We start from the raw sequence: 25,594 nt of genomic DNA, 5'->3' as shown, positions 1-25,594 counted from the left end.
CCATGTCTTCTGATTCCTCCCCCGCCCCCGCCGGCAAGGCCGCCCGCATCGGCCTGTGGCTGGGCCCGCTTTGGTTGCTGATCACCCTGCTGGCCCCGGCGCCGGCGGGCCTGTCCGACCCGGCCTGGCACTGTGTCGGCCTGGCGTTGCTGATGGCCACCTGGTGGGCCACCGAAGCCCTGCCGATCCCCGCCACCGCCCTGTTGCCGCTGGCCCTGGCGCCGCCGCTGGGCATCGCCGGCATGTCCGGCACCGCCGGCGCCTATGCCAACCCGGTGGTGTTTCTGTTTTTCGGCGGCTTCCTGCTGGGCCTGGCCATGCAGCACTGGCACCTGCACCGGCGCCTCGCCCTGCACGTGTTGCGCCTGGTCGGCGCCAAGCCGCGCCGGCAGATCGGCGGCTTCATGATCGCCACCGGCTTTCTCAGCATGTGGGTGTCGAACACCGCCACCGCCATCATGATGCTGCCCATCGGCATGTCGGTGATCAGCCTGCTGGACGGTGGCGACGAGCGTGAGGTGAACCGCTACGCCACCGCCCTGCTGCTGGCCATCGCCTACGCCGCCAGCATCGGCGGCGTGGCCACCCTGATCGGCACGCCGCCCAACTCGCTGCTGGCCGGTTACCTCAGCGACAATCAGGGCATCGAGCTGGGCTTCGCGCAATGGATGATCGTGGGCGTGCCGATCAGCGTCACCATGATGCTGATCGCCTGGTGGTGGCTGACCCGGGGCGGCTTCAAGCTGGACAACGACGACAGCGGCACCATGATCCGCGACGAACTGGCCAAAATGGGGCCGATCAGCCGCGCGGAAAAGCGAGTGGCGATCATCTTCGCCCTGGCGGCGCTGACCTGGATCGCCCGCCCCCTGCTGGTCAACCGCTACGGGCTGGACTGGCTCAGCGACACCGGCATCGCCATCGCCGCCGGCCTGCTGATGTTCCTGGTGCCCAGCGGCGGCCGCCGCGGCGAACGCCTGCTCACCTGGGAAGCGGCCCGTAATCTGCCCTGGGGCGTGCTGCTGCTGTTCGGCGGCGGCCTGTCCCTGGCGGCGGCGATCTCCGGCTCCGGCCTGGCGCAATGGATCGCCGAGCAATTGCAGGTGCTGGAGGGCTTCCCGATCCTGGTATTGATCGGGCTGGTGGTGCTGGTGATCCTGTTCCTCACCGAGGTCACCTCCAACACCGCCACCGCCGCCGCCTTCCTGCCGCTGCTGGGCGCCCTGGCGGTGTCCCAGGACATCTCGCCGCTGCTGGCCACGGTGCCGGCGGCCCTGGCCGCCAGCTGCGCCTTTATGATGCCGGTGGCCACGCCCCCCAACGCCATCGTGTTCGCCGCCGGCCATATGCGCATCCAGTCGATGATCCGCGCCGGCTTCGTGCTCAACCTGGTGGCGGCGGTACTGATCACCCTGCTGGCGCTGCCGTTGATGAAGTTGATGTAGGTACGGACGGGCAGGCATAAAAAAACCCCGCCGAAGCGGGGTTTTTTATTGGGGTCGGTGTGACCGGGGAGGCTTACATCATGCCGCCCATGCCACCCATACCGCCCATGCCACCCATGTCCGGGGCGCCGCCGCCGTTTTCTTCCGGCTTGTCGGCCACCATGGCTTCGGTGGTGATCATCAGGCCGGCGATGGAAGCCGCCGCCTGCAGCGCGGAGCGGGTTACCTTGGCGGGGTCCAGGATGCCCATTTCCAGCATGTCACCGTACTCGCCGGTGGCGGCGTTGTAGCCGTAGTTGCCGGAACCGTTCTTGACTTCCTGTACCACCACGGACGGCTCGCCGCCGGCGTTGTGGACGATCTGGCGCAGCGGAGACTCGAGGGCACGGATCACCAGCGCGATGCCGGCGTTCTGCTCTTCGTTGTCACCTTTCAGGTCGCCGATGCTGGTCAGGGCGCGCACCAGGGCCACGCCGCCGCCGGGCACCACGCCTTCTTCAACGGCCGCACGGGTGGCGTGCAGGGCGTCGTCGACGCGGGCTTTCTTCTCTTTCATTTCCACTTCGGTGGCGGCACCGATCTTGATCACGGCCACGCCGCCGGCCAGTTTGGCCACGCGTTCTTGCAGTTTCTCGCGGTCGTAGTCGGAAGAGGAGTTGTCGATTTCCTTGCGGATTTGCTCGACACGGGCGTCGATGTCGCCCTGCTCGCCTTTACCGCCCACCACGGTGGTGTTTTCCTTGTCGATGTTGACCTTCTTGGCGGAACCCAGGTCTTCCAGGGCCACGTTTTCCAGGCTCAGACCGACTTCTTCGGAAATCACGGTGCCGCCGCTGAGGATCGCCAGATCCTGCAGCATGGCTTTACGGCGGTCGCCGAAGCCGGGCGCTTTCACGGCGGCGCACTTGATGATGCCGCGCATGTTGTTGACCACCAGGGTGGCCAGCGCTTCGCCTTCGATGTCCTCGGCGATGATCATCAGCGGACGACCGGCCTTGGCCACGTTCTCCAGTACCGGCAGCAGTTCGCGGATGTTGGAGATTTTCTTGTCAACCAGCAGGATGTAGGGGTCTTCCAGCTCGACCTGCATCTTTTCCTGGTTGTTGATGAAGTACGGGCTCAGGTAGCCACGGTCGAACTGCATGCCTTCCACGACTTCCAGTTCGTTGACCAGGGACTGGCCTTCCTCGACGGTGATCACGCCTTCCTGACCCACTTTCTCCATGGCCTGGGCAATGATCTCGCCCACGGACTTGTCGGAGTTGGCGGAGATGGTGCCCACCTGCTCGATGCTCTTGGTGGTGTCACACGGGGTGGACAGGGACTTGATCTGCTCGACGATGGCGTCGGTGGCCTTGTCGATGCCGCGCTTCAGGTCCATCGGGTTCATGCCGGCGGCAACCGCCTTCAGACCTTCGTTGACGATGGACTGGGCCAGTACGGTGGCGGTGGTGGTGCCGTCACCGGCTTCGTCGTTGGCCTTGGAAGCCACTTCCTTCACCAGCTGGGCGCCCATGTTCTCGAACTTGTCTTCCAGTTCGATTTCCTTGGCCACGGACACGCCGTCCTTGGTGATGGTGGGCGCGCCGAAGGATTTCTCCAGCACCACGTTACGGCCTTTCGGGCCCAGGGTTACCTTGACCGCGTCGGCCAGGGTGTTGACGCCCTTGGCCATGCGTTGGCGGGCGGCATCACGGAACAATACTTCTTTAGCCATTATGTCTTACCTCTGCAAATTCGTTGTCACCGGTACCAATTGATCACCGGCGCGGCCGGAACCGGTCCGGCGGCCTCGTTTCGACGGCCGATCAGCCTTCGATAACGGCCAGAATCTCGGCTTCGCTCATGATCAGCAGCTCTTCGCCATCCACCTTCACGGTGTTGCCGGAGTACTGACCGAAGATCACCTTGTCGCCCACCTTCACGTCCAGGGGGCGCACTTCGCCGCTGTCCTGGATCTTGCCGTTGCCGGCGGCGATCACTTCGCCACGGGACGGTTTTTCGGCGGCGGAGCCGGGCAGCACGATACCACCGGCGGTCTTGGTCTCTTCCTCCTCGCGGCGCACCAGCACGCGATCATGCAAAGGACGGATTTTCATGGTCTCCATTCTCCAACGTCGTAATCAAAGGTCAGCGGGATTACCCGAAAACCGGAAAGGAGCTTGCGCGGCGTTGCCCGGAGGCTCCTTAGCACTCTCTCGGTTTGAGTGCTAATCATAGTGACCGCGACTTGCCAGTCAATAGGCGGCGCACCGAAAGGTGCTCGCCACCGTGCCCCGCGAGATGGGGGACGTGAAGGTCGCTTTCAAGGGCGGCCGGCGGTGTCATTGGCCGCCACCGGCGGCGCAGGCATACTGCCGTCTTTTGCGGAGGAGCAACGACCCATGGATCTGAACAACAAAGTGGTGGTGGTGACCGGCGCCGGACGCGGGCTGGGCCGCGCCATCGCCATGAATCTGGCGGCCCGGGGCGCGCGGCTGGCCTGCGTGGACCTGAACCAAGACGACCTGGACGAGACCCTGGCCCGGTGCGAACGCGCCGGCGGCGCGGCCCGGGCCTACCTGGCCAATGTGGCCCGGGAGGAAGAGGTGGTGGCCCTGTTCGAGCAGGTGGTGGCGGATTCCGGCGCCCTGCACGGGGTGGTCAACAACGCCGGCATCACCCGCGACGGCCTGCTGGTGAAGTACAAGGACGGCGAACTGCAATCCAGCATGAGCCTGCAGCAGTGGCAGGCGGTGATCGACGTGAACCTGACCGGGGTGTTCCTGTGCGGCCGGGAAGCCGCCCGCCACATGATCGAGACCGGCGCCGACGAGGGCGTGATCGTCAATATCTCGTCCATTGCCCGCCACGGCAGCTTCGGGCAGACCAACTACGCCGCCGCCAAGGCCGGGGTGGTGGCCATGGCCGAGGTCTGGGCCCGGGAGCTGGCGCGCTACAACATCCGCACCGGGGTGGTGGCGCCGGGCACCATCAATACTGACATGATCGCCGCCATGAAACCGGAGGCCCGCGACCGGCTGGTGGCCGGCGTGCCCCTCAAGCGCCTGGGCGAGCCGGAGCACATCGCCCTGTCGGTGCGGTTTATCTTCGAGAACGACTACTTCACCGGCCGGGTGATCGAAACCGACGGCGGCTTGCGGTAGAAGCGTCGGGCCGGACAGGTGCTGCTGTGAACCAGGAATTCCGCGACGCGGTGTACCAGATCGTCGGCGCCATCCCCGCCGGCACCGTGGCCAGCTACGGCCAGGTGGCGGCGCTGGCGGGCTGGCCGCGCCACGCACGGTTCGTGGGCCGGTTGATGGGCAACCTGCCGGCGGGCTCCACCCTGCCCTGGCACCGGGTGATCCGCGGCGACGGCGGCCTGCCGCTGGCCGGCACGCCCAGCGGCGAGGTGCAGTTGCGCCGCCTTGCCGAGGAAGGCGTGGCGGTGGTCGGCAATCGGGTGCCGAAGCGCTGCTTCTGGGTGCCTTGAAAGCGGATCGCGACTGAAACGGATCAGCCGCGGTCCGGCTCCGCCGCCGCCAAACGGCGCCGTTGCAGCCACCACAGGGTCAGCAAAATCGCCGGCACCCCCAGCAGGGCCGCGTAGTTGAAGAAGGTCGGGTAGCCGGCGGCCTTGACCACCTCGCCGGAAAAGCCGCCGATGAACTTGCCCGGCAGGGTCATCAGTGAGCTGAACAGGGCGAACTGGGTGGCGCTGAAGTTGCGGTTGGTGAGGCTCGACATAAAGGCGATCAGCGCCACGTTGGCGAAGCCGCCGAACAGATTGTCGGCGCTGATCACCGCCGCCAGCCAGGTCAGCGCCAGCCAGCGCACCTGCTCGGGTTCCACGGCGACCTGAGTCACCGGCGAATAGGTGGCCATCACCGCGAACAGCACATTGGTGGCGGCCACGCCCACCGCGCCCACCAGCATCGAGCGGCCCAGCCCCCAGCGCAGCACCGCCAGACCGCCCACCGCGGAGCCCAGGATGGTCATGAAGAACCCGAAGAACTTGGCCACGGTGGCGATTTCGTTCTTGGTGTAGCCAATGTCCAGGTAGAAGGGGTTGGCCATCACGCCCATGGTGATGTCGCTGATGCGGTATACCGCCACCAGCGCCAGCAGGCCCAGGGCAAGCATCCCATAGCGGCTGAAGAAGTCGCGAAACGGGGCGATCAGGGCGGTTTCCAGCCACTGGCCCGGGGCGCGCCCGAAGCTTTGCCGGGGCGGGGTGTCCGGCTCGCGGATCACCAGGGTGGTGAGCACGCCCACGCCCATCAGCCAGGCCATCACCTGGTAGGCGCCGTTCCAGGAATCGTAGCTGGCGATGTAGAAGGCGCCGGCGCCGGCCACCAGCATGGCCACCCGGTAGCCAAGAATGTAGGTGGCCGCCATGGCCCCCTGGAAGGATTGGTCGGCGGAGTCGATGCGGTAGGCGTCGATGCAGATGTCCTGGGTGGCGGAGCAGAACGCCACCAGCAACGCCAGCTGAGCGAACCGTTCCAGGTGCCCCACCGGCTCCACCAGGGCCATCGCCGACAGGGACAGGCCGATGCCCACCTGGGCCAGCAACAGCCAGCTGCGCCGCTGCCCCAGCAGGCGCCCCAGCAACGGCAGCTTGAGGCGGTCCACCACCGGCGCCCAGAACACCTTGATCGAGAACAGAATCCCCACCCAGCTGAAGTAGCCGATGGCGGCGCGGTCCACGTCCGAGTCCGCCAGCCAGGCGGACAGGGTGGAGAACACCAGCAGATAGGGCAGCCCGGCGGAAAAGCCGAGAAACAACATCACCAGGACCCGCGGATGGCTGTACAGGCGCCAGGCGGACCACAGGGTCTCACGCAAATCAGGCATCGGGGCTCCGTCCCATCAAAGCGCACATGGTCCCGGTTTCCCGGGCCGGGCACAACCGGCTAGCATAGCCGCCATGACCCCCTCTTCCGACCTTCCCGTCTGGCATCTGGCCGGTGCCGGCAATATGGGCACCCTGGCCGCCTTTTACCTGCGCGACGCCGGCTTTCCGGTGGTGGTGCGGCGCCCTTCGCCGGCGCGCAAAACCCTGACCTTCGAGGACCGGCGGGCGCCCCGCACGCTGGACCTGCCCGCCGCCCCGGCGGGGCCGATCCGCCATCTGGTGGTGGCCTGCAAAACGCCCTACAGCGCCGCCGCTCTGGCGGAGCTGCCGCTGGCCCCGGACGTCACCGTGCTGCGTCTGCAGAACGGCCTGGGCAGTCTGGACGGCCTGCTGCCCGCCGGCGCCGATCTGATCGAGGTGGTCACCACCTCGGCGGTGAAGGGCCGCCATCCGACCCACCATCTGGTGGCGGAAAATCAAACCTGGATGGGCCGCGCCCGGGGCGGGCCGGCGCCGGCCTGGTTCGACACGCTGGCGGCACACTGGCCGGGGCTGGAATGGGCGGCGCCAATCCGCGAGCGGCAATGGCGCAAGCTGGTGGCCAACGCGGTGATCAATCCGCTCACCGGTCTGTACGACGTGCCCAACGGGCGGCTGCTGGAAGACCCGGACCTGACCGCCCGGGCGGCGCGGCTGGCGGACGAGGCGGACGCCCTGCTCGGCGCCCTGGACCCGGCCTGGTCCGGCGATTCCCGGCAACAGGTGGCGGCGGTGGCCCGCGCCACGGCGGGCAATACCTCGTCCATGCGCGCGGACATGCAGCGTGGCGCGGCCACCGAGATCGAGGCCATCAACGGCTGGCTGCTGCGCCAGGCGGAGCGGCTGGGCCTGGACCTGCCCGCCCACCGGGAGATCGTCGCCGCCGTGCGCGACCACACCGCCACCGCCCCGTAGCAGCGACCGGCCTTAACGGTCCCGGCGTTGCACCCACTGCGGTTCGGCGGTGTCGGTGCGCTGGTTGATCAGCCGCGCCATCACGAACAGCAGATCGCCCAGGCGGTTGAGCACCGCCCGGCTGACCGGGTTGACGCTGTCCTCGTCGCCGGCGGCCAGGGTCAGCAGATCCCGTTCCGCGCGCCGCGCCAGGGTCCGGCAGTGGTGACACCAGGCGGCGTCCGGGTGACCGCCGGGCAGCACGAATTCCTCCAGGGGCGGCAGTTCCGCGTTGAGGGTGTCGGCCTGGGATTCCAGCTCCACCAGATCCTGGTCGGTGAGGGTGTGGGTGCCGGGCACCGCCAGCTCGCCGCCCAGATCGAACAGCAGGTGCTGCAGATTCTCCAGCAGGCCGTCCAGATCCGCGTCCAGCCCCCGGGCGCGTAACACGCCCAAGGCGCTGTTCAGCTCATCCAGCGTACCCAGCGCCTGAATACGCGGGTGGTCCTTGGCCACCCGCGAGCCGTCCGCCAGGCCGGTGCGACCGTCGTCGCCGCTGCGCGTGATCACGCGATTGATGCGGGTTTTGCCTTTGCCGTCGTCGCTCATAACACACCGTCCGAATTGGCTGTCAGTGGGGATTCATTAGACCCGCACCGGGGGGCAGTTGAAAGCCGAAAGCCGCCCGATTTTGAAAGAATGTGCAAGACACTGGGGCCGGCGCGGAACGCCGATTAAACTGGCCGCTCACTTCCCGGCGAGGCCGCCGCCGTCATGGGCATCCGCAACAAACTGTTCGTCACCTTCCTGGCCACCTTCCTGGTGCTGATCCTGGCCGCCGGCGGTTTCTTCTTTTTCGCCTTCGAGCAGAGCCTGAGCAAGTACATCGACGAGCGCCAGCAGGCCCAGGTGGAGCGGCTGGCGGAGCATCTCGGCGTGCTCTACGGCCAGCGCGGCAGCTGGCGTTTCCTGCTCGAGGAGCCGCGCCTGCTGGCGCGGCTCTATTGGCTGGCCGGGGACCGGGAGGCGCGTCTGGAGCGCGACGGCGGCGGGCCGCGCCGGGACCGGGACGCGCCCCATCACCTGACCCTGCTGAGCCCGGACAAGCGCCCGCTGCTGGGCCCGCCGCCGCCGTCCCGGCTCAGCGAGCAGGTGCCGATCCGGGTCGGCGACACCCTGGTGGGCTGGCTCGCCTACCCGGACCAGGAAGCCATTCGCGACAAGCTGGACCGCCGTTTCCAGGAGCGGCTGCTGCGCTTTATGTCGACCATGGCGCTGGTGGGGCTGGGCCTGTCGCTGCTGGTGTCCTGGCTGCTGGCCCGACACCTGGTGGCGCCGGTGACCGCCCTCACCCGCCACACCCGGCGCCTGCGCGAGGGGGAATACGAGGCGCGCCTGACCAGCCCGCGCCGCGACGAGATCGGCCAGTTGATCCGTCATGTGAACGGCCTGGGCGAACGGCTGGACCAGGGCCGCCGGGCCCGCCAGCGCTGGTTCTCGGACATCGCCCACGAGCTGCGCACGCCGTTGTCGGTGTTGCAGGGCGAACTGGAAGCCATGGTGGATGGCGTGCGCCCGCTCAACCAGGAGGGCATCGCCGCCCTGGAATCCCAGGTGCGCCAGCTCACCCATCTGGTCAACGACCTGCACGATCTGGCCCTGGCGGACGCCGGCAACCTGCGCTACCACTTCCGCCCGCTGGATCTGGACAGCCTCTGCGAGGACGCCGTGGACGCGTTGCGCCCGGCCCTGGAACGGCGCCGGGTGACGCTGGAGACCACCCTGCCGCCGGCGCCGATCAGCGGCGACCCGGTACGGCTGCGGCAGCTGTTGGACAACCTGCTGCAGAACAGCCTCAAATACACCGACCAGGGCGGCCGGGTGCGGCTGGTGCTGGAGGCCGACGCCGACCAGTGGCGGCTGACCCTGGACGACAGCACCCCGGGCGTGCCCGACGAAGCGCTGCCGCGCCTGTTCGATCACCTGTACCGGGTGGAGAGCTCACGCAACCGGGACACCGGCGGCGCCGGCCTGGGGCTGGCCATCGGCCAGCGCATCGTGGAAGCCCACGGCGGCACCATCGAGGCGCGGCACGGCCCGCTGGGCGGGTTGCGCATCGTCGTGCGTCTGCCACGGGAACCGGCCGCCGGCCCGCAACGAGGACAATGACCATGGCCCACATTCTGATCGTGGAAGACGAGCCGCGCCTCGCCCAGCTGCTGGCCGACTACCTGCGCCACAGCCATTTCCAGCCGGAGCACACCGCCAGTGCCCGGGAGGCGGAACAGCGCGTGCGCGACGGCCGCTTCGACGCGGTGCTGCTGGACCTGATGCTGCCGGACGGCGACGGCATGGAGGTGTGCAAGGCGATCCGCCGTTTCTCCGACGTGCCGGTGCTGATGATCACCGCCCGGGTGGAGGAAGTGGACCGCCTGCTGGGCCTGGAGATCGGCGCCGACGATTACATCTGCAAGCCGTTCAGCCCCCGCGAGGTGGTGGCGCGGGTCAAGGCGGTGCTGCGCCGGGCCCGGGGCGACAGCCGCGACGAGGCGCCCGGGCTGGAGCTGGACCGGCACCGCTTCGAGGCGGTGCACGGTGGCGCCCGGGTGCCGCTCACCGCCATTGAATTCGAGCTGCTGGCCACCCTGGCCCGCCAGCCCGGCCGCATCTGGAGCCGCGACCAGTTGATGGATGTGATCTACCCGGACCACCGGGTGGTGTCCGACCGCACCATCGACAGCCATATCCGCAAGCTGCGGCGCAAGCTCAGCGAGGGGCTGACCGGCGATCACGACTGGATCGGCAGCGTCTACGGCGTGGGCTACCGGCTGCAGACGCCGGACGACGACGCCTAGCCGTCGCGATGGGTTTTCACGATTCCTGCATAGTGGCTGCACAATTTGCGGCGACACTGACGGTGAATCGAATCGCTTCAAGGAGAAGCCCCATGAAAAAGATCACCACTCTCGCGCTTGCCCTGGTTACCGGCGCCGCCCTGACCGGCCCGGTGATGGCCGCCCCGAAACCCGGCCCGGGTCCGGACCGTATGGTCGAACACATGGCCAAGGAACTGGACCTGAACGCCGACCAGCAGGCGCGCATCAAGACCATCATGGAGGAACAGGGCAAGAAAATGCGTGCCCTGCACGATGAAACCGAAGGCCGGATCAAGGCGGTGCTGACGCCGGAACAACAGGCGAAAGCCGAGGCAATGCGCGAGAAGCGCCGGGAGAAATGGGAAGAGCGGAAGGAAAAAATGCAGGAGCGTCGCGGTAAGGAATAAACCTTGGCGTTGCAAAAAAATCGCGGCGGAAGCCGCTCCTACAGAACCCGTGGGAGCCGCTTCCGCCGCGATGGTTTTAACGACCCGGCGTTACAACAACGCCCGCCGCATATCACTCAGCAACTGGCTCAGATAGCTGGTGAAACGGGCCGCGTCGGCGCCGTCGATCACGCGGTGATCGTAGGACAGCGACAGCGGCAGCGTCAGCCGCGGCTGGAACGCCTTGCCGTCCCACACCGGTTTGGTGTCGGAACGGCTGACCCCCAGGATCGCCACCTCCGGCCAGTTGACGATCGGGGTAAAGGCGGTGCCGCCGATGCCACCCAGCGACGAGATACTGAAGGTGGCGCCCTTCATGTCCGCCGGTGACAGCTTGCGGTCGCGGGCCTTACCGGCCAGCTCGCCCATTTCCAGGGCGATCTCCTTGAGCCCCTTCTTGTCGGCGTCTCGGATCACCGGCACCACCAGACCATTGGGCGTGTCCACGGCGATGCCGATGTGCACGTAGTCCTTCATGATCAGCGCCTCGCCGCCCAGCTCCAGGGAGCTGTTGAAGCGCGGAAATTCCCGCAGCGCGTTGGCGCAGGCCTTGACCAGAAAGGCCAGCATGGTGAGCTTCACGCCTTCTTTTTCCAGGGCCTTGTTCTGGCTCTTGCGGAAGGCTTCCAGCTCGGTGATGTCCGCCTCGTCGAACTGGGTCACGTGGGGAATGGTGATCCAGCTGCGGTGCAGGTTCCTGGCCGCCACCTTGCGCAGCTTGTTGAGCTCCTGACGCTCCACCGGGCCGAACTCGCTGAAGTCGATCTCCGGCAGGTCCGGGGCCCCGGCGCCGCCGGCGGCGGGCGGGTTTTCCAGACGCTGCTTGATCAGCGCGTGCACGTCTTCCTTGAGAATGCGGTCCTTGGGCCCGCTGGGCGGCACGTCGGCCAGGTCGATGCCGGTTTCCCGGGCCAGCTTGCGCACCGCCGGGCCGGCGTGCACCGACGCGGACGGTTTGCCCTGGGAGCGCTCGGGGGTTTCCGGGGCGGCGCTCTGGCGGCTGGCTTCCGAGGGCTTTTCGTCCAGGTCGGATTTGCGGGAGCGGGCGGCTTTTTCCGAGCCGCCTTTTTCCCCGCTCCCTTTCTCTGAAGTCCCTTTCTCTGAAGCCCCTTTCTCCGAGGCCCCTTTGCCGGACGCGCCGCCGTCGGCCTGGCCGCCACCGGCGGTTTCCAGTTCCATCAGGTCGGTGCCGGTGCCGATCTTGTCGCCGACCTTCACCAGCAGTTTCTTCACCGTGCCCGCTTCCGGGCTGGGCACTTCCAGGGAAGCCTTGTCGGACTCGATCACCAGAATGGTCTGCTCGGCCTCGACGCTGTCGCCCTCGGCCACATTGATCTCGATGATCTCGGCGGCATCGATGTCGCCCAGGTCCGGCGCCGCCACCGTGCGGGTGCCGCCGGCCGCCGGTTTGGCGGAGGACTCATCGTCTTGCGGGTCGGCGCCGTCGGCGTCGTCCTGCTGATCGGAGGCTTCGTCGTCGGAGGCTTCGTCGTCGGAGGCTTCGCCCTTGGACTCATCGTCGCTGGCGTCGTCGCCAGAATCGTCACCGCCGTCTTCACCGGCCACGTCCAGGTCCAGGAGCGGGTCGCCCTCCTTCACCTGGTCGCCGGCTTTCACTTTCAGTTCCAGTACCGTGCCCGCCTTGGGGCAGGGCACTTCCAGCGACGCCTTGTCCGATTCCAACACCACGATGGTGTCTTCGGCCTCGACGTTGTCGCCTTTCTTGACGGACACCTCGATCACGTCAACAGGATCACTGCTGCCGATATCGGGTACCCGGATGGTTTCCTTGCTCACAGGTCACTCCTTCTGAGAGTTCAGTGCGTCACCGGATAGGGTTTTTCCGGATCAATGCCGTATTTCTTGATCGCCTCCTTGACGGTGGCGGCGTCCAGGTCGCCCTGGTCACGCAGCGCGCTCAGTGCCGCCAGCACCACGAAGTAACGGTCCACTTCGAAGAAGCTGCGCAGTTTGGCGCGGGAGTCACTGCGGCCGTACCCGTCGGTGCCGAGCACCGTGTAGGGCGCTTTCACCCAGGGGCGGATCTGGTCGGCATAGGCCTTGATGTAGTCGGTGGACGCGATCACCGGGCCCTGGCGCTTGTCCAGGCATTGTTCCACCCAGGTGGGCGCCACCTTCATGTCCGGCTTGAGCATGCGGTCGCGGTCGGCGCGCAGCCCTTCGCGGCGCAGCTCGTTGAAGCTGGTCACGCTCCACACGTCGGCGGCCACGCCGAAGTCCTCGCGCAGCAGCTCGGCGGCCGCTTCCACTTCGCGCAGGATGGTGCCGGAACCCAGCAGCTGCACGCGCTTGGCTTTCTTGCCGCTCTTGCCCTTGCCTTCGCGCAGCAGGTACATGCCCTTGCGGATGCCTTCCTCGGCGCCCTTCGGCATGGCGCCGTGCTGGTAGTTCTCGTTCATCAGGGTGAGGTAGTAGTACACATTCTCATGGTCCTGATACATGCGGCGCAGGCCGTCCTGCAGGATCACCGCCAGCTCGTAGGCGTAGGTGGGATCGTAGCTGACGCAGTTGGGGATGGTGCTGGTCAGGATATGGCTGTGGCCGTCCTGGTGCTGCAGGCCCTCGCCGTTGAGCGTGGTACGCCCGGCGGTACCGCCCAGCAGGAAACCACGGGCCTGGCTGTCGCCGGCCGCCCACCACAGGTCGCCGGTGCGCTGCGGTCCGAACATGGAGTAGTAGATAAAGAACGGGATCAGCGTGAAGTCGTGCACGCTGTAGCTGGTGGCGGCGGCGATCCAGGCGCTCATGGCGCCGGCCTCGTTGATGCCTTCCTCCAGGATCTGGCCCTTCTTGTCTTCCCGGTAGAACATCATCTGCCCGGCGTCCTCGGGCTGGTACTGCTGGCCCTTGGAAGAGTAGATGCCGAGCTGGCGGAACATGCCTTCCATGCCGAAGGTGCGCGCCTCGTCGGGGACGATGGGCACCACCCGCTTGCCGATGTTCTTGTCCTTGATCAGCGCGCTGAGCATGCGCACGAACGCCATGGTGGTGGACAGTTCGCGGTCACCGCTGCCTTCCAGGAAGTTCTGGAAGATGTCCAGGCCGGGCATGGTCAGCGGCTGGCTGGCCTCGCGCCGGCGCACCGGCATGTAGCCGCCCAGCTTCTCGCGCTGCTCGTTCATGTAGCGCATTTCCGGGGAGTCGGCGCCCGGGTGGTAATACGGCAGATCCTTGAGCTGCTCATCGTCGAGCGGGATGTCGAAGCGGTCGCGGAATTCCTTGAGGCTGTCCAGATCGATCTTCTTCATCTGGTGGGCCTTGTTGACCGCCTCGCCGGCGCCGGTGGCGTAGCCCTTCACGGTCTTGGCCAGGATCACCGTGGGCCGGTCGCTGTTCACCGCCTGGTGGTAGGCCGCGTACACCTTGAACGGATCATGGCCACCCCGGTTCAGGCGGTACACGTCCTCGTCGCTCATGTGCTCGACCATTTTCTTCAGCTCCGGGTATTTGCCGAAGAAATGCTCGCGGGTGTAGGCGCCGCCTTCTTTCTTGTAGGCCTGGTATTCGCCGTCCACCGCTTCTTCCATGCGGCGGCGCAGCAGGCCGTCGGTGTCCTTCTCCAGCAGTGGGTCCCAGAGCCGGCCCCAGACCACCTTGATCACGTTCCAGCCGGCGCCCCGGAACAGGCCTTCCAGTTCCTGGATGATCTTGCCGTTGCCGCGCACCGGGCCGTCCAGACGCTGCAGGTTGCAGTTGACCACGAACACCAGATTGTCGAGCTGCTCGCGGCCGGCCATGGACAGCGCGCCCAGGGATTCCGGCTCGTCCATTTCACCGTCGCCCAGAAACGCCCACACCTTGCGCTTGCGATCCGGGATCAGCTCCCGGTTCTGCAGGTACTTCATGACGTAGGCCTGATAGATGGCCTGGATCGGGCCGAGGCCCATGGATACGGTAGGGAATTGCCAGAAGTCCGGCATCAGCCAGGGGTGCGGGTAGGAGGACAGGCCCTTGCCGTCCACTTCCCGGCGGAAGTTGTCCATCTGGTCTTCGCTGACACGGCCTTCCAGATAGGCCCGCGCGTAGATGCCCGGTGCCGAATGGCCCTGGTAGTACACCAGGTCACCGGGGTTATCGTCATGGGGAGCGTGGAAGAAGTGGCTGAAGCCGATGTCGTACAGGGTGGCCGAGGACGCGAAGCTGGCGATGTGGCCGCCCAGTTCGTCGTCGTCCATGTTGGCCTTGGCCACCATCGCCAGGGCGTTCCAGCGGATCAGCGAGCGGATCCGGCGTTCCATGTAGATGTCGCCGGGAATCGGCGCTTCGTCCTTGGGCGCGATGGTGTTCAGGTAAGGGGTGTTCAGGTGGGCACGGATGGCACCCTGTTCCTGGGCTTCGTTGGTGAGGGTTTCCAGCAGCCAGACGGCCCGTTCCGGCCCCTCCCGCTCCAGCACCGATTCCAGGGCCTCAAGCCACTCCCGCGTTTCCGCCGGGTCGGCATCATCAAAAAAGTTTCTTTTCTGCATGGGCGTGCGTCCTTTATCGCGTTGCCAAGGCCGGCGCGGGATCACCACGCCGGCAAGGAAAGGAAACGGCCTGGGTAAATAGGCCGTCTCGGTATACTACCAGTTTGCGTGACTGCCCGGCCACGCACCGCCGGACCGGAAATTGCAACAAGATCGCCACGCCGTCCGGCGGGCTCAGGCCGGCAGCAAAACCCACAGCGCGGCGAAGATCAGCCACACCGCCAGCGCCCGTAATAACAGGCCCTGCAGGGCCTCCAGCCGGTCCACGCCGTGCTGGAACGGGGGGTCCCGGCCCTCGGTTTCCCGCGCCACCGCGGCGGCGGCCACCGCGCCCAGCAGTTCGCGGCCGTCGTCCAGCCGCCACAGGCGCCCGGCGGCGGCGGCGATGACCGCCCCGAAGTGGCCCACCAGGGCCAGCGCCAGCACCGTCAGCCGGGCCGGAATCCAGCACAGGGCCGCGTCCAGGCTGCGGGCCCAGTCGCCGGCGTCCGGATCGCGGCGCAGCCAGGCCCGGTTGAGCACCAGCAGCACGGCGGCGCCGAACCCCAGCACGGTGAGCCAGAACACCACCGCGAACAGCAGCGCCGCCCGCTCCAGTACCCGACCGCAGAGGCCGTCGAACCAGTCGCCGTCGCAGGCGCCGGCGGGCTGCTCGAAGGCCTCGGCGGCGCCCGCCGCCAGGGCGTCGTGGTCGTTCATGCGACCGCGCACCAGCAGGTTGTCCAGGTGCCGGAATTCACTGTCCACGCCGATCAGCCAGAGCAGCAGGGGCGTACCCAGCAGCAGCGTGGCCAGGGCGCCCACCGGGCCGTCGAACCAGGCGAACAGCAGCGCCGCCAGCAGGGCCGGCAAGGCCACCGCCAGCCACCACCCTGGCACGCCGCTGGCGGGCGCCAGGGCGACCAGGAAGCGGCGGTGTCGATCTTCGCGGGCCAGCCAGACCGGCCAGCCGCCGTCCCGGCGGCGCAGCACCAGCGCCAGCAGCAATACCAACAGTTTCATTGTCGCGGATCTCCGAACGGACCGTTCCCCGCATCATACGGCACCGGCGGGCGCGGTCCAGGCGCCCGGCCACCGGGCCGCTCAGGGCGACGGCAGACGGGTCCAGTCGAACGCCGGCCCCGGGTCGGTTTTGCGGCCCGGGGCGATGTGTTCGTGGCCGGTGAGGGTGTCGCGGGACAGCCTGGGGTAATGGGCGATCAAGACGTCCAGCAAGGCGTTCAGGCAACGGTACTGGGCGTCCTGGTAGGGAATCCGGTCGGCGCCCTCCAGTTCGATGCCGAGGGAAAAGTCGTTGCAGTTGTCGCGGCCACGCCAGCGCGACACGCCAGCGTGCCAGGCGCGCCGGTCACAGGCCACGAACTGCACCAGTTCGCCGTCGCGGCGGATCAGGAAGTGGGACGACACCTTGAGGTCGCGCAGGGTCTGGAAATAGGGATCGGCGTCCGGGTCCAGGCGGTTCTGGAAGAACGCTTCGATCCAGGGGCCACCGAAGCGCTCCGGTGGCAGGCTGATGTTGTGGATCACCACCAGGGCGATATCCTCCGGGTCCGGCCGCGCATTGAAGTTGGGCGACGGCACCCGGCGGGCCTGGTCGATCCAGTGGTCGGTGAGAGTGAGCATGGGGGTAGTTTCGGGCGGCAAGCTGCAAGCTGCAAGCGGGGACAGGGCGGCGGGGCTTTAACTTTCAACGCCCTCGTGGCGGCGGCGCAGGTCGCCGATCACCGCCTCCAGAGCCCGGTCGAACAGAGCGCCCTCCTCGATCAGACGCACCTCGCCGCGCTCCAGGGCCGCCCCCAGTCCGGCCGCGTCGTACTCGCCCACCTTGATGCCCCGGCGGTTGATGAATACCAGCTTGGCGCCGTCGCGAATATTGGCCGCCAGCTTGGCGCGCCGGGCACCTTCCGGGTCGTCGAATTCCGCCCACTGGCCGGCGCGCAGCGCCCGTGCCCGGCGCACCTGCTCGTGGTCGTCGGGCAGCGCCGGTTCCGGTTCATACTCCGGCGCGGTCTCCGCCACCTTGGACGCCTCCACCCTGGGCACGGTGACCCGGGCGGTTTCCAGCCCTTCCAGCAGGGCCGCGTGGACGCCCGCCAGTTCGTCCAGCAGGGCGTCGGTCTCCGCCGCGTCGTATTCGATGCCGGCCAGCCCGTGCTGTACCGCCCGGCGCAGTTTCGGGGCCAGGTCCCGGAGCCGTTGCAGCTCGGCCTGATCGCGGTGCGGCAGCACGCTCCAGACCAGCGCGTCCACCACCTTGGCCTGGCGGCGCCAGGCGTCGCTGTCCGGCCCGGCCCGCAGCCAGGTCAGGTACAGCACCTGCTGCCAGCCCTGGCGCAGCAACCGCACCACCACGTCCGGCACCGACCGACCGGCCAGCCGGCCATCGATCAGGGCGCCCACCGCCTCGCCCGCCTGCTCGGCGCGGGCCTTGCCCTCTTCCACCTCGCGGACGCGCTCGGCGACGCGCTCGGCGCGGTCGTGCTGGGCGCGGAAATAGGCGTCGAAATCGTCGAGCAGGTCGCGGAACAGGCCCGCGTCCTCGTCGTAATCGTCGATGATGGCGTGCACCGCCCGGTCGATGCGGCGGTAGAGTTCATCGTCACGGCCCTGTTGCGGGTCCCACTGACTGCCCGCCCGGGCCAGGGTATTGAGCAGCAGCCGGGCGTCGTGTTCGTCATTACTGAAGAAGGTCTTGTCGACGATCGCCACCTTCAACAAGGGAATCTGCAGGCGGCCGATCAGCGCTTTGATTTCCGCCGGCAGGCCCTCATCGTCGAGGATGAAATCAAACAGCATGGAGACCAGATTGATGACATCGTCATCGGCCTGCTCCAGGGCGTGGATCGCCTCGCCGTGCTCGCTGTCGAGCAGCTCGCTGAGTTCTTCCTTGAGGTTGCGCTCGGCCAGGGCCGGCCCTTCCAGCGCCTGCTCCAGACGCTGCAAACGGGTGAGCAGCGCGAACAGATCCTGGCTGCTGACCGCCTCCACCCGGGCGTCGCCGGCCAGCGGCGCGCCGTTGAAGTAGGGCTGGCCGTTGTGCAGCACCGCCATGCCGGAGGCCGGCGGCGGCGCGGCCGGGGGCGCGGTCGGGGGGGTGGTGGCGGACGCGCCGAACCCGCGCAGGGTGGTGAGCAACTCCTGCAGCAGGCCGAACATCTGGTCATTGCCGGGCGCCGCGCCGGCGGCCGGCGGAGCGGGGGCCGCATCATCGGTGGCGGGCGCCTGACGGCGGGCCGGCGTGGCACCGGAGGACGGCGCGCGGCCACCGGTGGGCAGCGGCGCTTCCTTCATGGCGGGCAGCACGCCGGCGTCGGCCAGCAGGCGGTTGGATTCGCCCACCAGGGCACAGGCCTCGTCCATCACCACCCGCTCGAACAGTTTGAGCACGATCAGGCGGGCGCGGATGTCCAGGGCCAGGCGTTCCAGCCCCTCGGTAAAGCAGGCGGCCAGGTTACGCGGCTCCAGGGGGTTGTTCTTCTCGGTGATGCGCCGCTGGCCCTCGAACAGGTACTCCAGCCGGTGCCGGAAGGCACCCAGAGCCTCCTCGCAGCCGCCGCGGGCGCGGCGACCCAGATTGTCCAGGGCCACCGAGATTTCCAGTTCGTCGTGTTGCACCAGGGAGAGGTTTTCCACATCCACCCGGTCGCTGACGCGGGGGCCGGTGTCCGGGTCCCGGCCGGTGTCCTGAAACACCCGCTGCAACGCCCGGCGGAAGCCGGCTTCGATGCCCGCCCGCTGGATGCGCAGTTCGCGCATGGCGTCGAAGTAGCGGTCCCGCTCGCGGTCGGTTTCCTTGTCGGCCAGATCAAACAGGGTGTCGTCGGCGCCGTCGAGCATATCGGACAGCATCACGCCGCAGCGTTCCAGCACGTGGTCACGCACCGCCTCCAGGGGGCGCGGCAGCACCTGCTCCCGCCGCTCCTGACCGGCTCGCCGGCCGCCCTCGATCGGTGTTAATCGCGTTACCTTGGCCATGGGAATTCGTCTTCCTTCGCGCCGGGCGATGGTCGGAATGGGGTCGAAGAGCAGCGGTCGAGCGCAACGAGTTGCGTCATCGAACTCATCGCTCGCCGTTTGCTCATGGTTGCCTCACACAGGTAACACGCTATCACGGCGGGCGCATCGGTATTTTGAACCAGTTTGCAGCTTGAGCCTTTGGGGTGAGCGGCACGCCGCCGCTTTCACCCGGCGGCGGTTTTACCTACTCTTTGTGCTCGGGTTGTGCTCGGGAACCGCCAACAATAATGCTCAACCGCATCGGGGAAAGTCCACAATGAGCGAGCTTATCACCACCCTCAAGGCCATCAGTGAAGTGCTGTGGGGCTGGCCGGCGCTGATCCTGATCGCCGGCACCGGGCTGTACCTCACCCTGCGCCTGGCGTTCCTGCCCCTGCGGCGGCTGGCGTTCGGTTTCCGGCAGGTGTTCGCGCCGTCCACCGGTGAGGGCACCATCGCCGCCGGCGCCGCCCTGGCCACCTCTCTCTCGGCCACCATCGGCACCGGCAATATCGTCGGGGTGGCCACCGCCATCCATTCCGGCGGCCCGGGCGCCCTGGTGTGGATGTGGTTGATCGCCCTGGTGGGCATGGCCACCAAATACGCGGAGGCGGTGCTGGCGGTGCACTACCGCGAGAAGGACCAGCGCGGCCAGTACGTGGGCGGGCCCATGTATTACATCCGCAACGGCCTGGGCCGCAACTGGGCCTGGCTGGCGCTGATCTTCGCGTTTTTTGGTATGTTCGCCGGCTTCGGCATCGGCAATACCGTGCAGGCCAATTCCGTGGCCCATGGTCTGAACGACAGTTTCGGCGTGCCCACCTGGGCCACCGGGCTGACCCTGGCGGTGCTGGTGGCGCTGGTGGTGCTCGGCGGGGTCAAGCGCATCGCCCGGGTGGCCACCTTTATCGTGCCGTTCATGGCCCTGGCCTACCTGCTGGCCGGCCTGTTCGTGCTCGCCGACCACGCCGCCCAGCTGCCCGCCGCCCTGGCGCTGTGTTTCAACGACGCCTTCACCGGCACCGCCGCCGCCGGCGGCTTCGCCGGTGCCGCGGTCAAGGAGGCGATCCGCTTCGGCATGGCGCGGGGCATCTTTTCCAACGAGGCGGGCCTGGGCAGCGCCCCCATCGCCCACGCCTCCGCCAACACCGACCACCCGGCCCGCCAGGGCAGCATCGCCATGCTCGGCACTTTTATCGATACCATCGTGGTATGCTCCGTCACCGGCCTGGCCATCATCGCCTCCGGCGTCTGGACCAGTGGCGAGAAAGGCGCGCCGTTGTCCACTGCCGCCTTCGCCACCACCTTTGGTGACCTGGGTGACGTGGTGGTGGTGTGCGGTCTGGCGGTGTTCGCTTTCACCACCCTGCTCGGCTGGAGCCTCTACAGCGAGCGCTGCACCCAGTATCTGTTCGGCGAGCGGGCGGTGATGCCGTTCCGTGTGGTCTGGGTGCTGATGGTGCCGGTGGGGGCCACCGTGGGCCTGGACCTGGTCTGGGCCCTGGCCGACATCATGAACATCCTGATGGCGGTACCCAACCTGATCGCCCTGTTATTACTGGCACCCGTGGTGGTGCGCCTGAGCAAAGAGTTTTTCGAACGCCATGAATAAACGCACCCCGCACACCGACGCGCCGCTTCCCAGCGAGGGTCGTCCCCTGCCCGAGTATGCCCGACGCCATCTGCAACGCACCGTGGCCTTCGCCATCGAGGAGGATCTGGGCGACGGCGACCTGACCGCCGGCCTGATCCCCGAGGACAGCACCGCCACCGCCACCGTCCTCACCCGCGAACAAGCGGTGCTGTGCGGCAGCGCCTGGGCCGAGGAAGTGTTCCGTCAGCTGGGCGGCGTCACGCTGGAATGGCACGCCCGCGACGGCGACCTGCTGGAACCCGGCACCACCTTCTGTACCCTGCGCGGCAACACCCGGCGCATCCTCACCGGCGAGCGCATCGCCTTGAACTTCCTGCAGACCCTGATGGCCACCGCCACCACCGCGCGCCGCTATGCCGACGCCGTGGCCGGCACCCGCGTGACCATCCTGGACACCCGCAAAACCCTGCCGGGCCTGCGCGACGCCCAGAAATACGCGGTACTGTGCGGCGGCTGCCAGAATCACCGGCTGGGCCTGTACGACGCCTTCCTGATCAAGGAAAACCACATCACCGCCTGCGGCTCCATCACCGCCGCCATCCGCGCGGCCCGTGAACAGGGCCCGGGCAAGAAGATCATCGTGGAAGTGGAAAACCTGGACGAGCTGCGCGAGGCCGCCACCCTGGAACCGGACCAGATCATGCTCGACAACTTCACCCCGGCGATGATCGCCGAGGCCGTGGACCTGGCCCCGCAAAGCGCCCTGGAGGTGTCCGGCAACTGCACCCTGGAGGACGCCCGCGCCCTTCCCGGCAATCGGGACCTGTATCTGTCTTCCGGCGCCCTGACCAAGAACGTGCAGGCGGTGGATCTGTCGCTGCGGCTGGTCGACCCGCCACTTTGACGGGTCGGCGCCGACGGGTAGTATCGGTATCTCGACTTGCCTCCCGATGGCGAACCTTATGGGCCATGATCTTGATGCGCTGGTAAAGCTGCTCCGCGATACCCTCACAGATCTGCGCGCCGTGTTCTTGTTTGGCAGCGCGGCGGACCACTCCGACGGAGAGGACAGTGATCTGGATATCGCGCTTCTGGGCGACCGCCCCCTTGACCCCCTGCTGCTATGGGAGCTGTCCTCAACGCTGGCCGGCAAGGCCAGGCGCTCCGTCGACCTTGTGGACCTCAGACAGGCCAGCACGGTTATGAAGTATCAGGTGGTCAGTAAAGGGCGGATACTGTGGCAGGCCGATCACGCCGGCGACCTTTTTGTCTCCGCCGCCCAGCGTGAATACTGGGACTGGGAAATCATCCGGCGCCCCATCATCGAACGGATTCGGGAAACGGGGTCCGTCTATGGTCGATGACGTTATTGTCAATAAGGCGGCCACCATTGAGCATTGCTGCAACCGGGCTCGAGAGGAGTACCGCAATGCCGGCCAGCATTTTTCGCAGGATTTCACCCGGCAGGACGCCGCGATTCTGAACATCCAGCGCGCCTGCGAAGCCGCCATTGATCTGGCGGCCTACTTGGTGAAACGGAATCGCCTGGGCGTGCCACAAAGCTCCGGAGACCTGTTCGACCTGTTGGTCAAAAGCGCCTATATCGAGGACAGGCTGGGCGAAGTGCTCAGAAAGATGGTGGGCTTCCGCAATACCGCCGTACACAATTATCAAAAGATGCAGCTGCCCATCGTCGTGGCCATCATCGAGCGTCATCTGGATGATCTGGCGGAATTCGCGCGGATTGCACTCCAGCAACCCGACTGACCCGGCCGCGAGTTTCATCGCTCAATTAAAACCCTGTTAAACCACGCCCCTGCCCGCTGGCCGCCCGGCGGGCGAACTCCTATGATGAAGGCCTGACCCAGGCCGGCCTCGCGCCAAGGAGCCCACTATGCGCCCCCCGTTTCCCCGCACACTCGCCGCGCTGACCCTCGGCACCCTGCTGCTCAGCGCCTGCGCCTCCACCGACCGCGTCATCGTCGACAAACAGAACGTGGACGAAGCGCAATACCAGCAGGATCTGGCCGACTGCCAGGCCACCGCCGACCAGGTCGGCACCGGCCGTGACGCCGCCGAAGGCGCCGTCGGCGGCGCCGTGATCGGCGGCCTGCTCGGCGCCATCTTCGGCAACTCCGGCACCGCCGCCACCATGGCCGGCGGTGGCGCGGTGGTGGGCGGCGCCAGCAAGGCCGGCGGCGCTCAGCAGGAGAAGCAGCAGGTGCTGAAGAATTGTATGCGCGGGCGGGGCTATCGGGTTTTGAATTGAATGCCGCTCGACTCTACCCAGGTTTCGGTGCCACCTTGCAGCCAAAATCTCGGTTTTTGATGCACGGTGCCATCGATGGCTTGCCAGTAACTGATTGCCATCAGCAGGTAGCACCCTCCAAGCATCAAGCCGACCAATCCGCCCGCCAGGGTCCCAGTGCGGGAAAGGCTTGGTGTCCGGGAGGGCCAGGCGGAAGCCACGAAAGCCAACGCAACTGTAACGATTAACATCGTGGTCGGAATCATCGGCAAACCACTAAATTGGCTGTGTACGGTGAACGCCATCAATACCGAAACGCCCGAAATCGCCGCAGGGCTGTTGATGATTCGTAGCCTGCCTTTCCATAGTACCCAAACGACATAGCCCACCAGCCCCGATAAAAGCAAGACACATGGAAAACCATCCTCGTACAATGCAGTCAGCAGCACATTGTGGGCGTGCCCGAGCACGACACCAGGAATAGCCGCGTAACTTAATGGGCCATGCCCCAGCCAGGGGGACGCCAAGGCGCCTTCCCAGGCCCTCAGGTAAAGCTCAAGGCGGCCACTGTCGCTCACCAACGCTTTGCTACTTCGGAAGACGTCGACACCCGTCAGGACCAAGATAATCCTGAAAAAAATATAAAGGATTATTCCGGTCGCAATCGTGAACAATAACCACCGAAGATAAAGACCGACCTCCCTCTGGTGACGAAACAAGCACAATACACCCGCCACAAACAGCCCTGCCAGCATCGCACCACGCGAACCGATGACCAGCAAGAAGAAGGCAGTTATCGGTGAAAGCACATAGATCAGCAACTGCACCACCCGCGTCCGGTCAAAGGAGGCTGCCAGGCCCGGCAGGATAAGCAGAGTAACCAGCAGAAAGCCGGCGGCATGATTGACGTTAGAGAACCCGGAGACCAGAAACGTTCTGTCGAACACGCCCGACATCACCAGCGCCGCAGCGCCGAGCATCGTATAAGTCAGATAGAGGGCGATCGAGATCAGAATGCTCCCGGAGAAAACCCTTCGCACGAGAACGGGACTCTGCGACCATGCGCCGATAAGCCCGACCATTGCGATAGCGTACAAAAAAGCCCTGAACACCGAAATCGATAAGAAGCTGGCGCCGTAGGCAATCCACGCGGACAGTATCGCCAGAGTCATCGAGATGAGAAGAAGCAAAAAAATTAGTGGTGTTTGCCGCGAACGCACCAGCGCGTAAGGCGAGGAAAGAACACACAGAGCAATGAGGCAGATCACCTCTACCCATCGCTGGAAATCAAACGCCTGGAGCGCTGCCGGGCGGAACCAGGGCTGAAGCATTATCAGCAAGGCCGCCGCGACGCTCATCAAAAGCGTCGCGCTCTTCCATCTCGAGAGCAGGGCGCCGCTCAAACCTATTCCGCTTTGCTCTTTATCGATTCAGCCATCTTTCTGATGGTTTCCGCTGGTCGATAACCGCTCACCACCAAGCCATCCTGAAAGATCAGTGTCGGCGTACCCTGAAGTCCTATCTGCTGCCCCAACAGATAGTGCTTTTTGACTGGGTTATCGCAGGACGAAGCTTTAATTCGATCATTATCGATGGCGTCGGAGAAGGCCTTACGACGATCCTCGGAGCACCAGACCGATACCATGTTTTCATAGGCGTCGGACTTCAGGCCTTGCCTGGGATAGGCCAGATAGCGGATCGTGATACCTGCTTCGTTGATATCCTCGATTTCTTCATGAAGCTTGTGACAGAACGGACAGGTGGTGTCCGTGAAGACGGTGACCACGGCTTTTTCATCATCGGAGGGGAAAACGATCATTTCGGACTCATCGAGGTTGGCAATGGTCCGTGCAATACCTTCGCGCTCCTGCTGGTCCGTAAGATTTATTGTCTTGCCATCGGCAGCTTGATAGAGCCGGCCCTGGATAAAAAAACGCCCGTCAGCGCTCGCATAAAGGACTCGTCCGCCCTCGAGGGCCACTGTGTACAGGCCTGCCATAGGGCTGGGTTCTATAAATTCGATTCTAGCCCCCAAATCGGCATGGAGCATTGAAGCTCGAATTTTTTCCTCATCGGCCATACACAGACCGGAAACCGACAATAAAATCAGAAGGAAAATTATACGCATAAGAGTTCCAAAAAAAAGGCGCCTGAAAGGCGCCCTTTTCTTCAAGACATATTATGAGCGGAAGTTAGCCGGCACATATTTGGTATCACACGCGGTAGAACCTGACCAGGACTCAATGAAGCTGTTGTTAGCATCTTCATTAGGGGTCAACACCAAGTCACAGGCTTGGTCCACACCTGCTGCGGTTTTGACCTGTACGGTTACTTCCCCGTCTTCAACAGACGGCTCGCCACAGTACTGCGTTTCATTACTGCTGCAACCAGCCGCATCGGCGTCGGCCGGGAAACTACCTTGAGAGGAGTAGTATTCCGTAACGGAAGTTTTACAAGCAGCAATAGCGGTGACGCACTCGCTGATTTTCGCTCGGGTGGTGTAGTCCTGGTAGGCGGGCAGCGCCACAGCCGCCAGAATGCCGATGATCGCCACCACGATCATCAGTTCGATCAGCGTAAAACCCTTTTGCACTTGTTTCATAACAGTCTCTCCACACTGGAAACTTTTTATGTGTGCTCACCCCCGAGGCGAGCGCCTGCACCTCCCTTATGCAGCTATTGGGCCAACTCCTTCACGCCCGGTTTGTCCGGCGTCGCGGGCCGGAAAC

24 protein-coding genes are annotated in these 25,594 nt (G+C 65.9%); 12 read left to right on the top strand and 12 right to left on the bottom strand.

The features are described 5' to 3' along the window. Positions 1-2: 2 nt before the first annotated feature. Complete coding sequence (locus tag ACLD0W_RS08250) at positions 3-1,445, top strand: SLC13 family permease (protein ID WP_410307008.1); 1,443 nt, start codon at positions 3-5, stop codon at positions 1,443-1,445. A gap of 73 nt (positions 1,446-1,518) precedes the next feature. On the opposite strand, the gene groL is transcribed toward ACLD0W_RS08250, so the two are convergent. Together groL and ACLD0W_RS08240 are read right to left on the bottom strand one after the other, a co-directional pair. Beyond that, positions 1,519-3,162: a chaperonin GroEL gene (groL, locus tag ACLD0W_RS08245; protein WP_410307007.1), complete on the bottom strand. Its 1,644-nt coding sequence runs from the start codon at positions 3,160-3,162 to the stop codon at positions 1,519-1,521. A 91-nt stretch (positions 3,163-3,253) separates the two neighbouring features. Then, the gene (locus ACLD0W_RS08240) at positions 3,254-3,544 is read right to left on the bottom strand and encodes a co-chaperone GroES (protein WP_138774085.1); all 291 of its coding nucleotides are present in this window, start codon (positions 3,542-3,544) and stop codon (positions 3,254-3,256) included. Positions 3,545-3,829: 285 nt separating this feature from the next. On the opposite strand from ACLD0W_RS08240, the gene ACLD0W_RS08235 reads away from it, so the two are divergent. After that, positions 3,830-4,591, top strand: coding sequence for an SDR family oxidoreductase (locus ACLD0W_RS08235; protein ID WP_410307006.1), 762 nt, complete (start codon positions 3,830-3,832; stop codon positions 4,589-4,591). Positions 4,592-4,617: 26 nt separating this feature from the next. After that, entirely contained in the window at positions 4,618-4,920 is a 303-nt protein-coding gene (locus tag ACLD0W_RS08230; RefSeq protein WP_410307005.1) for an MGMT family protein, read from the top strand. A 23-nt stretch (positions 4,921-4,943) separates the two neighbouring features. Here the strand turns inward: ACLD0W_RS08230 and ACLD0W_RS08225 are convergent, their stop codons facing one another. After that, on the bottom strand, positions 4,944-6,284 hold the full coding sequence (locus ACLD0W_RS08225; RefSeq protein ID WP_410307004.1) for an AmpG family muropeptide MFS transporter: 1,341 nt from the start codon (positions 6,282-6,284) through the stop codon (positions 4,944-4,946). Between the two features lie 73 nt (positions 6,285-6,357). Between ACLD0W_RS08225 and ACLD0W_RS08220 the strand changes: the two genes are divergently transcribed. Further along, positions 6,358-7,239 carry a ketopantoate reductase family protein gene (locus ACLD0W_RS08220; RefSeq protein ID WP_410307003.1) on the top strand — a complete coding sequence of 294 codons (882 nt, stop codon included), beginning with the start codon at positions 6,358-6,360 and terminating at the stop codon, positions 7,237-7,239. Positions 7,240-7,251: 12 nt separating this feature from the next. Here ACLD0W_RS08220 and ACLD0W_RS08215 read toward each other — a convergent pair whose 3' ends face one another. Further along, positions 7,252-7,827, bottom strand: a complete 576-nt coding sequence (locus tag ACLD0W_RS08215; protein WP_410307002.1) for a cob(I)yrinic acid a,c-diamide adenosyltransferase — start codon at positions 7,825-7,827, stop codon at positions 7,252-7,254. Positions 7,828-7,992: 165 nt separating this feature from the next. Here ACLD0W_RS08215 and ACLD0W_RS08210 point away from each other — a divergent pair, with 165 nt between their 5' ends. The 3 genes from ACLD0W_RS08210 to ACLD0W_RS08200 all read left to right on the top strand — a co-directional run bounded on the left by ACLD0W_RS08210 (position 7,993) and on the right by ACLD0W_RS08200 (position 10,501). Continuing rightward, positions 7,993-9,387 carry an ATP-binding protein gene (locus ACLD0W_RS08210; RefSeq protein ID WP_410307001.1) on the top strand — a complete coding sequence of 465 codons (1,395 nt, stop codon included), beginning with the start codon at positions 7,993-7,995 and terminating at the stop codon, positions 9,385-9,387. Positions 9,388-9,389: 2 nt separating this feature from the next. Next, the gene (locus tag ACLD0W_RS08205) at positions 9,390-10,073 is read left to right on the top strand and encodes a response regulator (RefSeq protein WP_410307000.1); all 684 of its coding nucleotides are present in this window, start codon (positions 9,390-9,392) and stop codon (positions 10,071-10,073) included. Positions 10,074-10,165: 92 nt separating this feature from the next. Beyond that, positions 10,166-10,501 carry a Spy/CpxP family protein refolding chaperone gene (locus ACLD0W_RS08200; RefSeq protein ID WP_410306999.1) on the top strand — a complete coding sequence of 112 codons (336 nt, stop codon included), beginning with the start codon at positions 10,166-10,168 and terminating at the stop codon, positions 10,499-10,501. Positions 10,502-10,591: 90 nt separating this feature from the next. Here the strand turns inward: ACLD0W_RS08200 and aceF are convergent, their stop codons facing one another. From aceF to ACLD0W_RS08175, 5 genes are all read right to left on the bottom strand, one after another. Next, entirely contained in the window at positions 10,592-12,337 is a 1,746-nt protein-coding gene (gene aceF / locus ACLD0W_RS08195) for a dihydrolipoyllysine-residue acetyltransferase (protein ID WP_410306998.1), read from the bottom strand. A 20-nt stretch (positions 12,338-12,357) separates the two neighbouring features. Then, a complete protein-coding gene (aceE, locus tag ACLD0W_RS08190) occupies positions 12,358-15,027 on the bottom strand; it encodes a pyruvate dehydrogenase (acetyl-transferring), homodimeric type (RefSeq protein WP_410306997.1) in 2,670 nt (889 codons plus the stop codon). Positions 15,028-15,201: 174 nt separating this feature from the next. Beyond that, a complete protein-coding gene (locus ACLD0W_RS08185; protein WP_410306996.1) occupies positions 15,202-16,029 on the bottom strand; it encodes a hypothetical protein in 828 nt (275 codons plus the stop codon). Between the two features lie 81 nt (positions 16,030-16,110). Then, on the bottom strand, positions 16,111-16,650 hold the full coding sequence (gene ampD / locus ACLD0W_RS08180; RefSeq protein WP_410306995.1) for a 1,6-anhydro-N-acetylmuramyl-L-alanine amidase AmpD: 540 nt from the start codon (positions 16,648-16,650) through the stop codon (positions 16,111-16,113). A gap of 57 nt (positions 16,651-16,707) precedes the next feature. Beyond that, the gene (locus ACLD0W_RS08175) at positions 16,708-19,002 is read right to left on the bottom strand and encodes a DUF1631 domain-containing protein (RefSeq protein ID WP_410306994.1); all 2,295 of its coding nucleotides are present in this window, start codon (positions 19,000-19,002) and stop codon (positions 16,708-16,710) included. A gap of 298 nt (positions 19,003-19,300) precedes the next feature. On the opposite strand from ACLD0W_RS08175, the gene ACLD0W_RS08170 reads away from it, so the two are divergent. The 5 genes from ACLD0W_RS08170 to ACLD0W_RS08150 all read left to right on the top strand — a co-directional run bounded on the left by ACLD0W_RS08170 (position 19,301) and on the right by ACLD0W_RS08150 (position 22,886). Then, entirely contained in the window at positions 19,301-20,635 is a 1,335-nt protein-coding gene (locus ACLD0W_RS08170) for an alanine/glycine:cation symporter family protein (RefSeq protein ID WP_410306993.1), read from the top strand. Further along, on the top strand, positions 20,628-21,521 hold the full coding sequence (gene nadC, locus ACLD0W_RS08165; RefSeq protein WP_410306992.1) for a carboxylating nicotinate-nucleotide diphosphorylase: 894 nt from the start codon (positions 20,628-20,630) through the stop codon (positions 21,519-21,521). Before ACLD0W_RS08170 ends, nadC begins: the two co-directional genes overlap by 8 nt. Before the next feature lie 58 nt (positions 21,522-21,579). Further along, positions 21,580-21,981: a type VII toxin-antitoxin system MntA family adenylyltransferase antitoxin gene (gene mntA / locus ACLD0W_RS08160; RefSeq protein WP_410306991.1), complete on the top strand. Its 402-nt coding sequence runs from the start codon at positions 21,580-21,582 to the stop codon at positions 21,979-21,981. Next, on the top strand, positions 21,971-22,384 hold the full coding sequence (gene hepT, locus ACLD0W_RS08155) for a type VII toxin-antitoxin system HepT family RNase toxin (RefSeq protein ID WP_410306990.1): 414 nt from the start codon (positions 21,971-21,973) through the stop codon (positions 22,382-22,384). Before mntA ends, hepT begins: the two co-directional genes overlap by 11 nt. 127 nt (positions 22,385-22,511) lie before the next feature. Beyond that, positions 22,512-22,886 carry a glycine zipper family protein gene (locus ACLD0W_RS08150; RefSeq protein WP_410306989.1) on the top strand — a complete coding sequence of 125 codons (375 nt, stop codon included), beginning with the start codon at positions 22,512-22,514 and terminating at the stop codon, positions 22,884-22,886. Here the strand turns inward: ACLD0W_RS08150 and ACLD0W_RS08145 are convergent. Genes ACLD0W_RS08145 through ACLD0W_RS08135 form a run of 3 tightly spaced genes read right to left on the bottom strand, consistent with a single transcriptional unit; the run spans position 22,868 to position 25,467 of the window. Further along, on the bottom strand, positions 22,868-24,268 hold the full coding sequence (locus ACLD0W_RS08145) for an O-antigen ligase family protein (RefSeq protein ID WP_410306988.1): 1,401 nt from the start codon (positions 24,266-24,268) through the stop codon (positions 22,868-22,870). The two genes, ACLD0W_RS08150 and ACLD0W_RS08145, sit on opposite strands and share 19 nt — an antisense overlap. Positions 24,269-24,270: 2 nt before the next feature. Further along, the gene (gene dsbC / locus ACLD0W_RS08140) at positions 24,271-24,993 is read right to left on the bottom strand and encodes a bifunctional protein-disulfide isomerase/oxidoreductase DsbC (RefSeq protein WP_410306987.1); all 723 of its coding nucleotides are present in this window, start codon (positions 24,991-24,993) and stop codon (positions 24,271-24,273) included. Between the two features lie 51 nt (positions 24,994-25,044). Further along, the gene (locus ACLD0W_RS08135; protein ID WP_410306986.1) at positions 25,045-25,467 is read right to left on the bottom strand and encodes a pilin; all 423 of its coding nucleotides are present in this window, start codon (positions 25,465-25,467) and stop codon (positions 25,045-25,047) included. Positions 25,468-25,594 lie beyond the last annotated feature (127 nt).

The sequence above is a fragment of the Alloalcanivorax sp. C16-1 genome, assembly GCF_046507805.1.
Taxonomy (GTDB): Bacteria; Pseudomonadota; Gammaproteobacteria; order Pseudomonadales; family Alcanivoracaceae; genus Alloalcanivorax.
This window is presented reverse-complemented; position numbering and strand designations above follow the sequence as displayed.

What these genes read in the sequence shown, in the direction of transcription:
- ACLD0W_RS08250 (WP_410307008.1), top strand. Translation starts at nt 3, where the DNA reads ATGTCTTCTGATTCCTCCCCCGCCCCCGCCGGCAAGGCCGCCCGCATC.
- groL (WP_410307007.1), bottom strand. Translation starts at nt 3,162, where the DNA reads ATGGCTAAAGAAGTATTGTTCCGTGATGCCGCCCGCCAACGCATGGCC.
- ACLD0W_RS08240 (WP_138774085.1), bottom strand. Translation starts at nt 3,544, where the DNA reads ATGAAAATCCGTCCTTTGCATGATCGCGTGCTGGTGCGCCGCGAGGAG.
- ACLD0W_RS08235 (WP_410307006.1), top strand. Translation starts at nt 3,830, where the DNA reads ATGGATCTGAACAACAAAGTGGTGGTGGTGACCGGCGCCGGACGCGGG.
- ACLD0W_RS08225 (WP_410307004.1), bottom strand. Translation starts at nt 6,284, where the DNA reads ATGCCTGATTTGCGTGAGACCCTGTGGTCCGCCTGGCGCCTGTACAGC.
- ACLD0W_RS08220 (WP_410307003.1), top strand. Translation starts at nt 6,358, where the DNA reads ATGACCCCCTCTTCCGACCTTCCCGTCTGGCATCTGGCCGGTGCCGGC.
- ACLD0W_RS08215 (WP_410307002.1), bottom strand. Translation starts at nt 7,827, where the DNA reads ATGAGCGACGACGGCAAAGGCAAAACCCGCATCAATCGCGTGATCACG.
- ACLD0W_RS08210 (WP_410307001.1), top strand. Translation starts at nt 7,993, where the DNA reads ATGGGCATCCGCAACAAACTGTTCGTCACCTTCCTGGCCACCTTCCTG.
- ACLD0W_RS08205 (WP_410307000.1), top strand. Translation starts at nt 9,390, where the DNA reads ATGGCCCACATTCTGATCGTGGAAGACGAGCCGCGCCTCGCCCAGCTG.
- ACLD0W_RS08200 (WP_410306999.1), top strand. Translation starts at nt 10,166, where the DNA reads ATGAAAAAGATCACCACTCTCGCGCTTGCCCTGGTTACCGGCGCCGCC.
- aceE (WP_410306997.1), bottom strand. Translation starts at nt 15,027, where the DNA reads ATGCAGAAAAGAAACTTTTTTGATGATGCCGACCCGGCGGAAACGCGG.
- ACLD0W_RS08185 (WP_410306996.1), bottom strand. Translation starts at nt 16,029, where the DNA reads ATGAAACTGTTGGTATTGCTGCTGGCGCTGGTGCTGCGCCGCCGGGAC.
- ampD (WP_410306995.1), bottom strand. Translation starts at nt 16,650, where the DNA reads ATGCTCACTCTCACCGACCACTGGATCGACCAGGCCCGCCGGGTGCCG.
- ACLD0W_RS08175 (WP_410306994.1), bottom strand. Translation starts at nt 19,002, where the DNA reads ATGGCCAAGGTAACGCGATTAACACCGATCGAGGGCGGCCGGCGAGCC.
- ACLD0W_RS08170 (WP_410306993.1), top strand. Translation starts at nt 19,301, where the DNA reads ATGAGCGAGCTTATCACCACCCTCAAGGCCATCAGTGAAGTGCTGTGG.
- nadC (WP_410306992.1), top strand. Translation starts at nt 20,628, where the DNA reads ATGAATAAACGCACCCCGCACACCGACGCGCCGCTTCCCAGCGAGGGT.
- mntA (WP_410306991.1), top strand. Translation starts at nt 21,580, where the DNA reads ATGGGCCATGATCTTGATGCGCTGGTAAAGCTGCTCCGCGATACCCTC.
- hepT (WP_410306990.1), top strand. Translation starts at nt 21,971, where the DNA reads ATGGTCGATGACGTTATTGTCAATAAGGCGGCCACCATTGAGCATTGC.
- ACLD0W_RS08150 (WP_410306989.1), top strand. Translation starts at nt 22,512, where the DNA reads ATGCGCCCCCCGTTTCCCCGCACACTCGCCGCGCTGACCCTCGGCACC.
- dsbC (WP_410306987.1), bottom strand. Translation starts at nt 24,993, where the DNA reads ATGCGTATAATTTTCCTTCTGATTTTATTGTCGGTTTCCGGTCTGTGT.
- ACLD0W_RS08135 (WP_410306986.1), bottom strand. Translation starts at nt 25,467, where the DNA reads ATGAAACAAGTGCAAAAGGGTTTTACGCTGATCGAACTGATGATCGTG.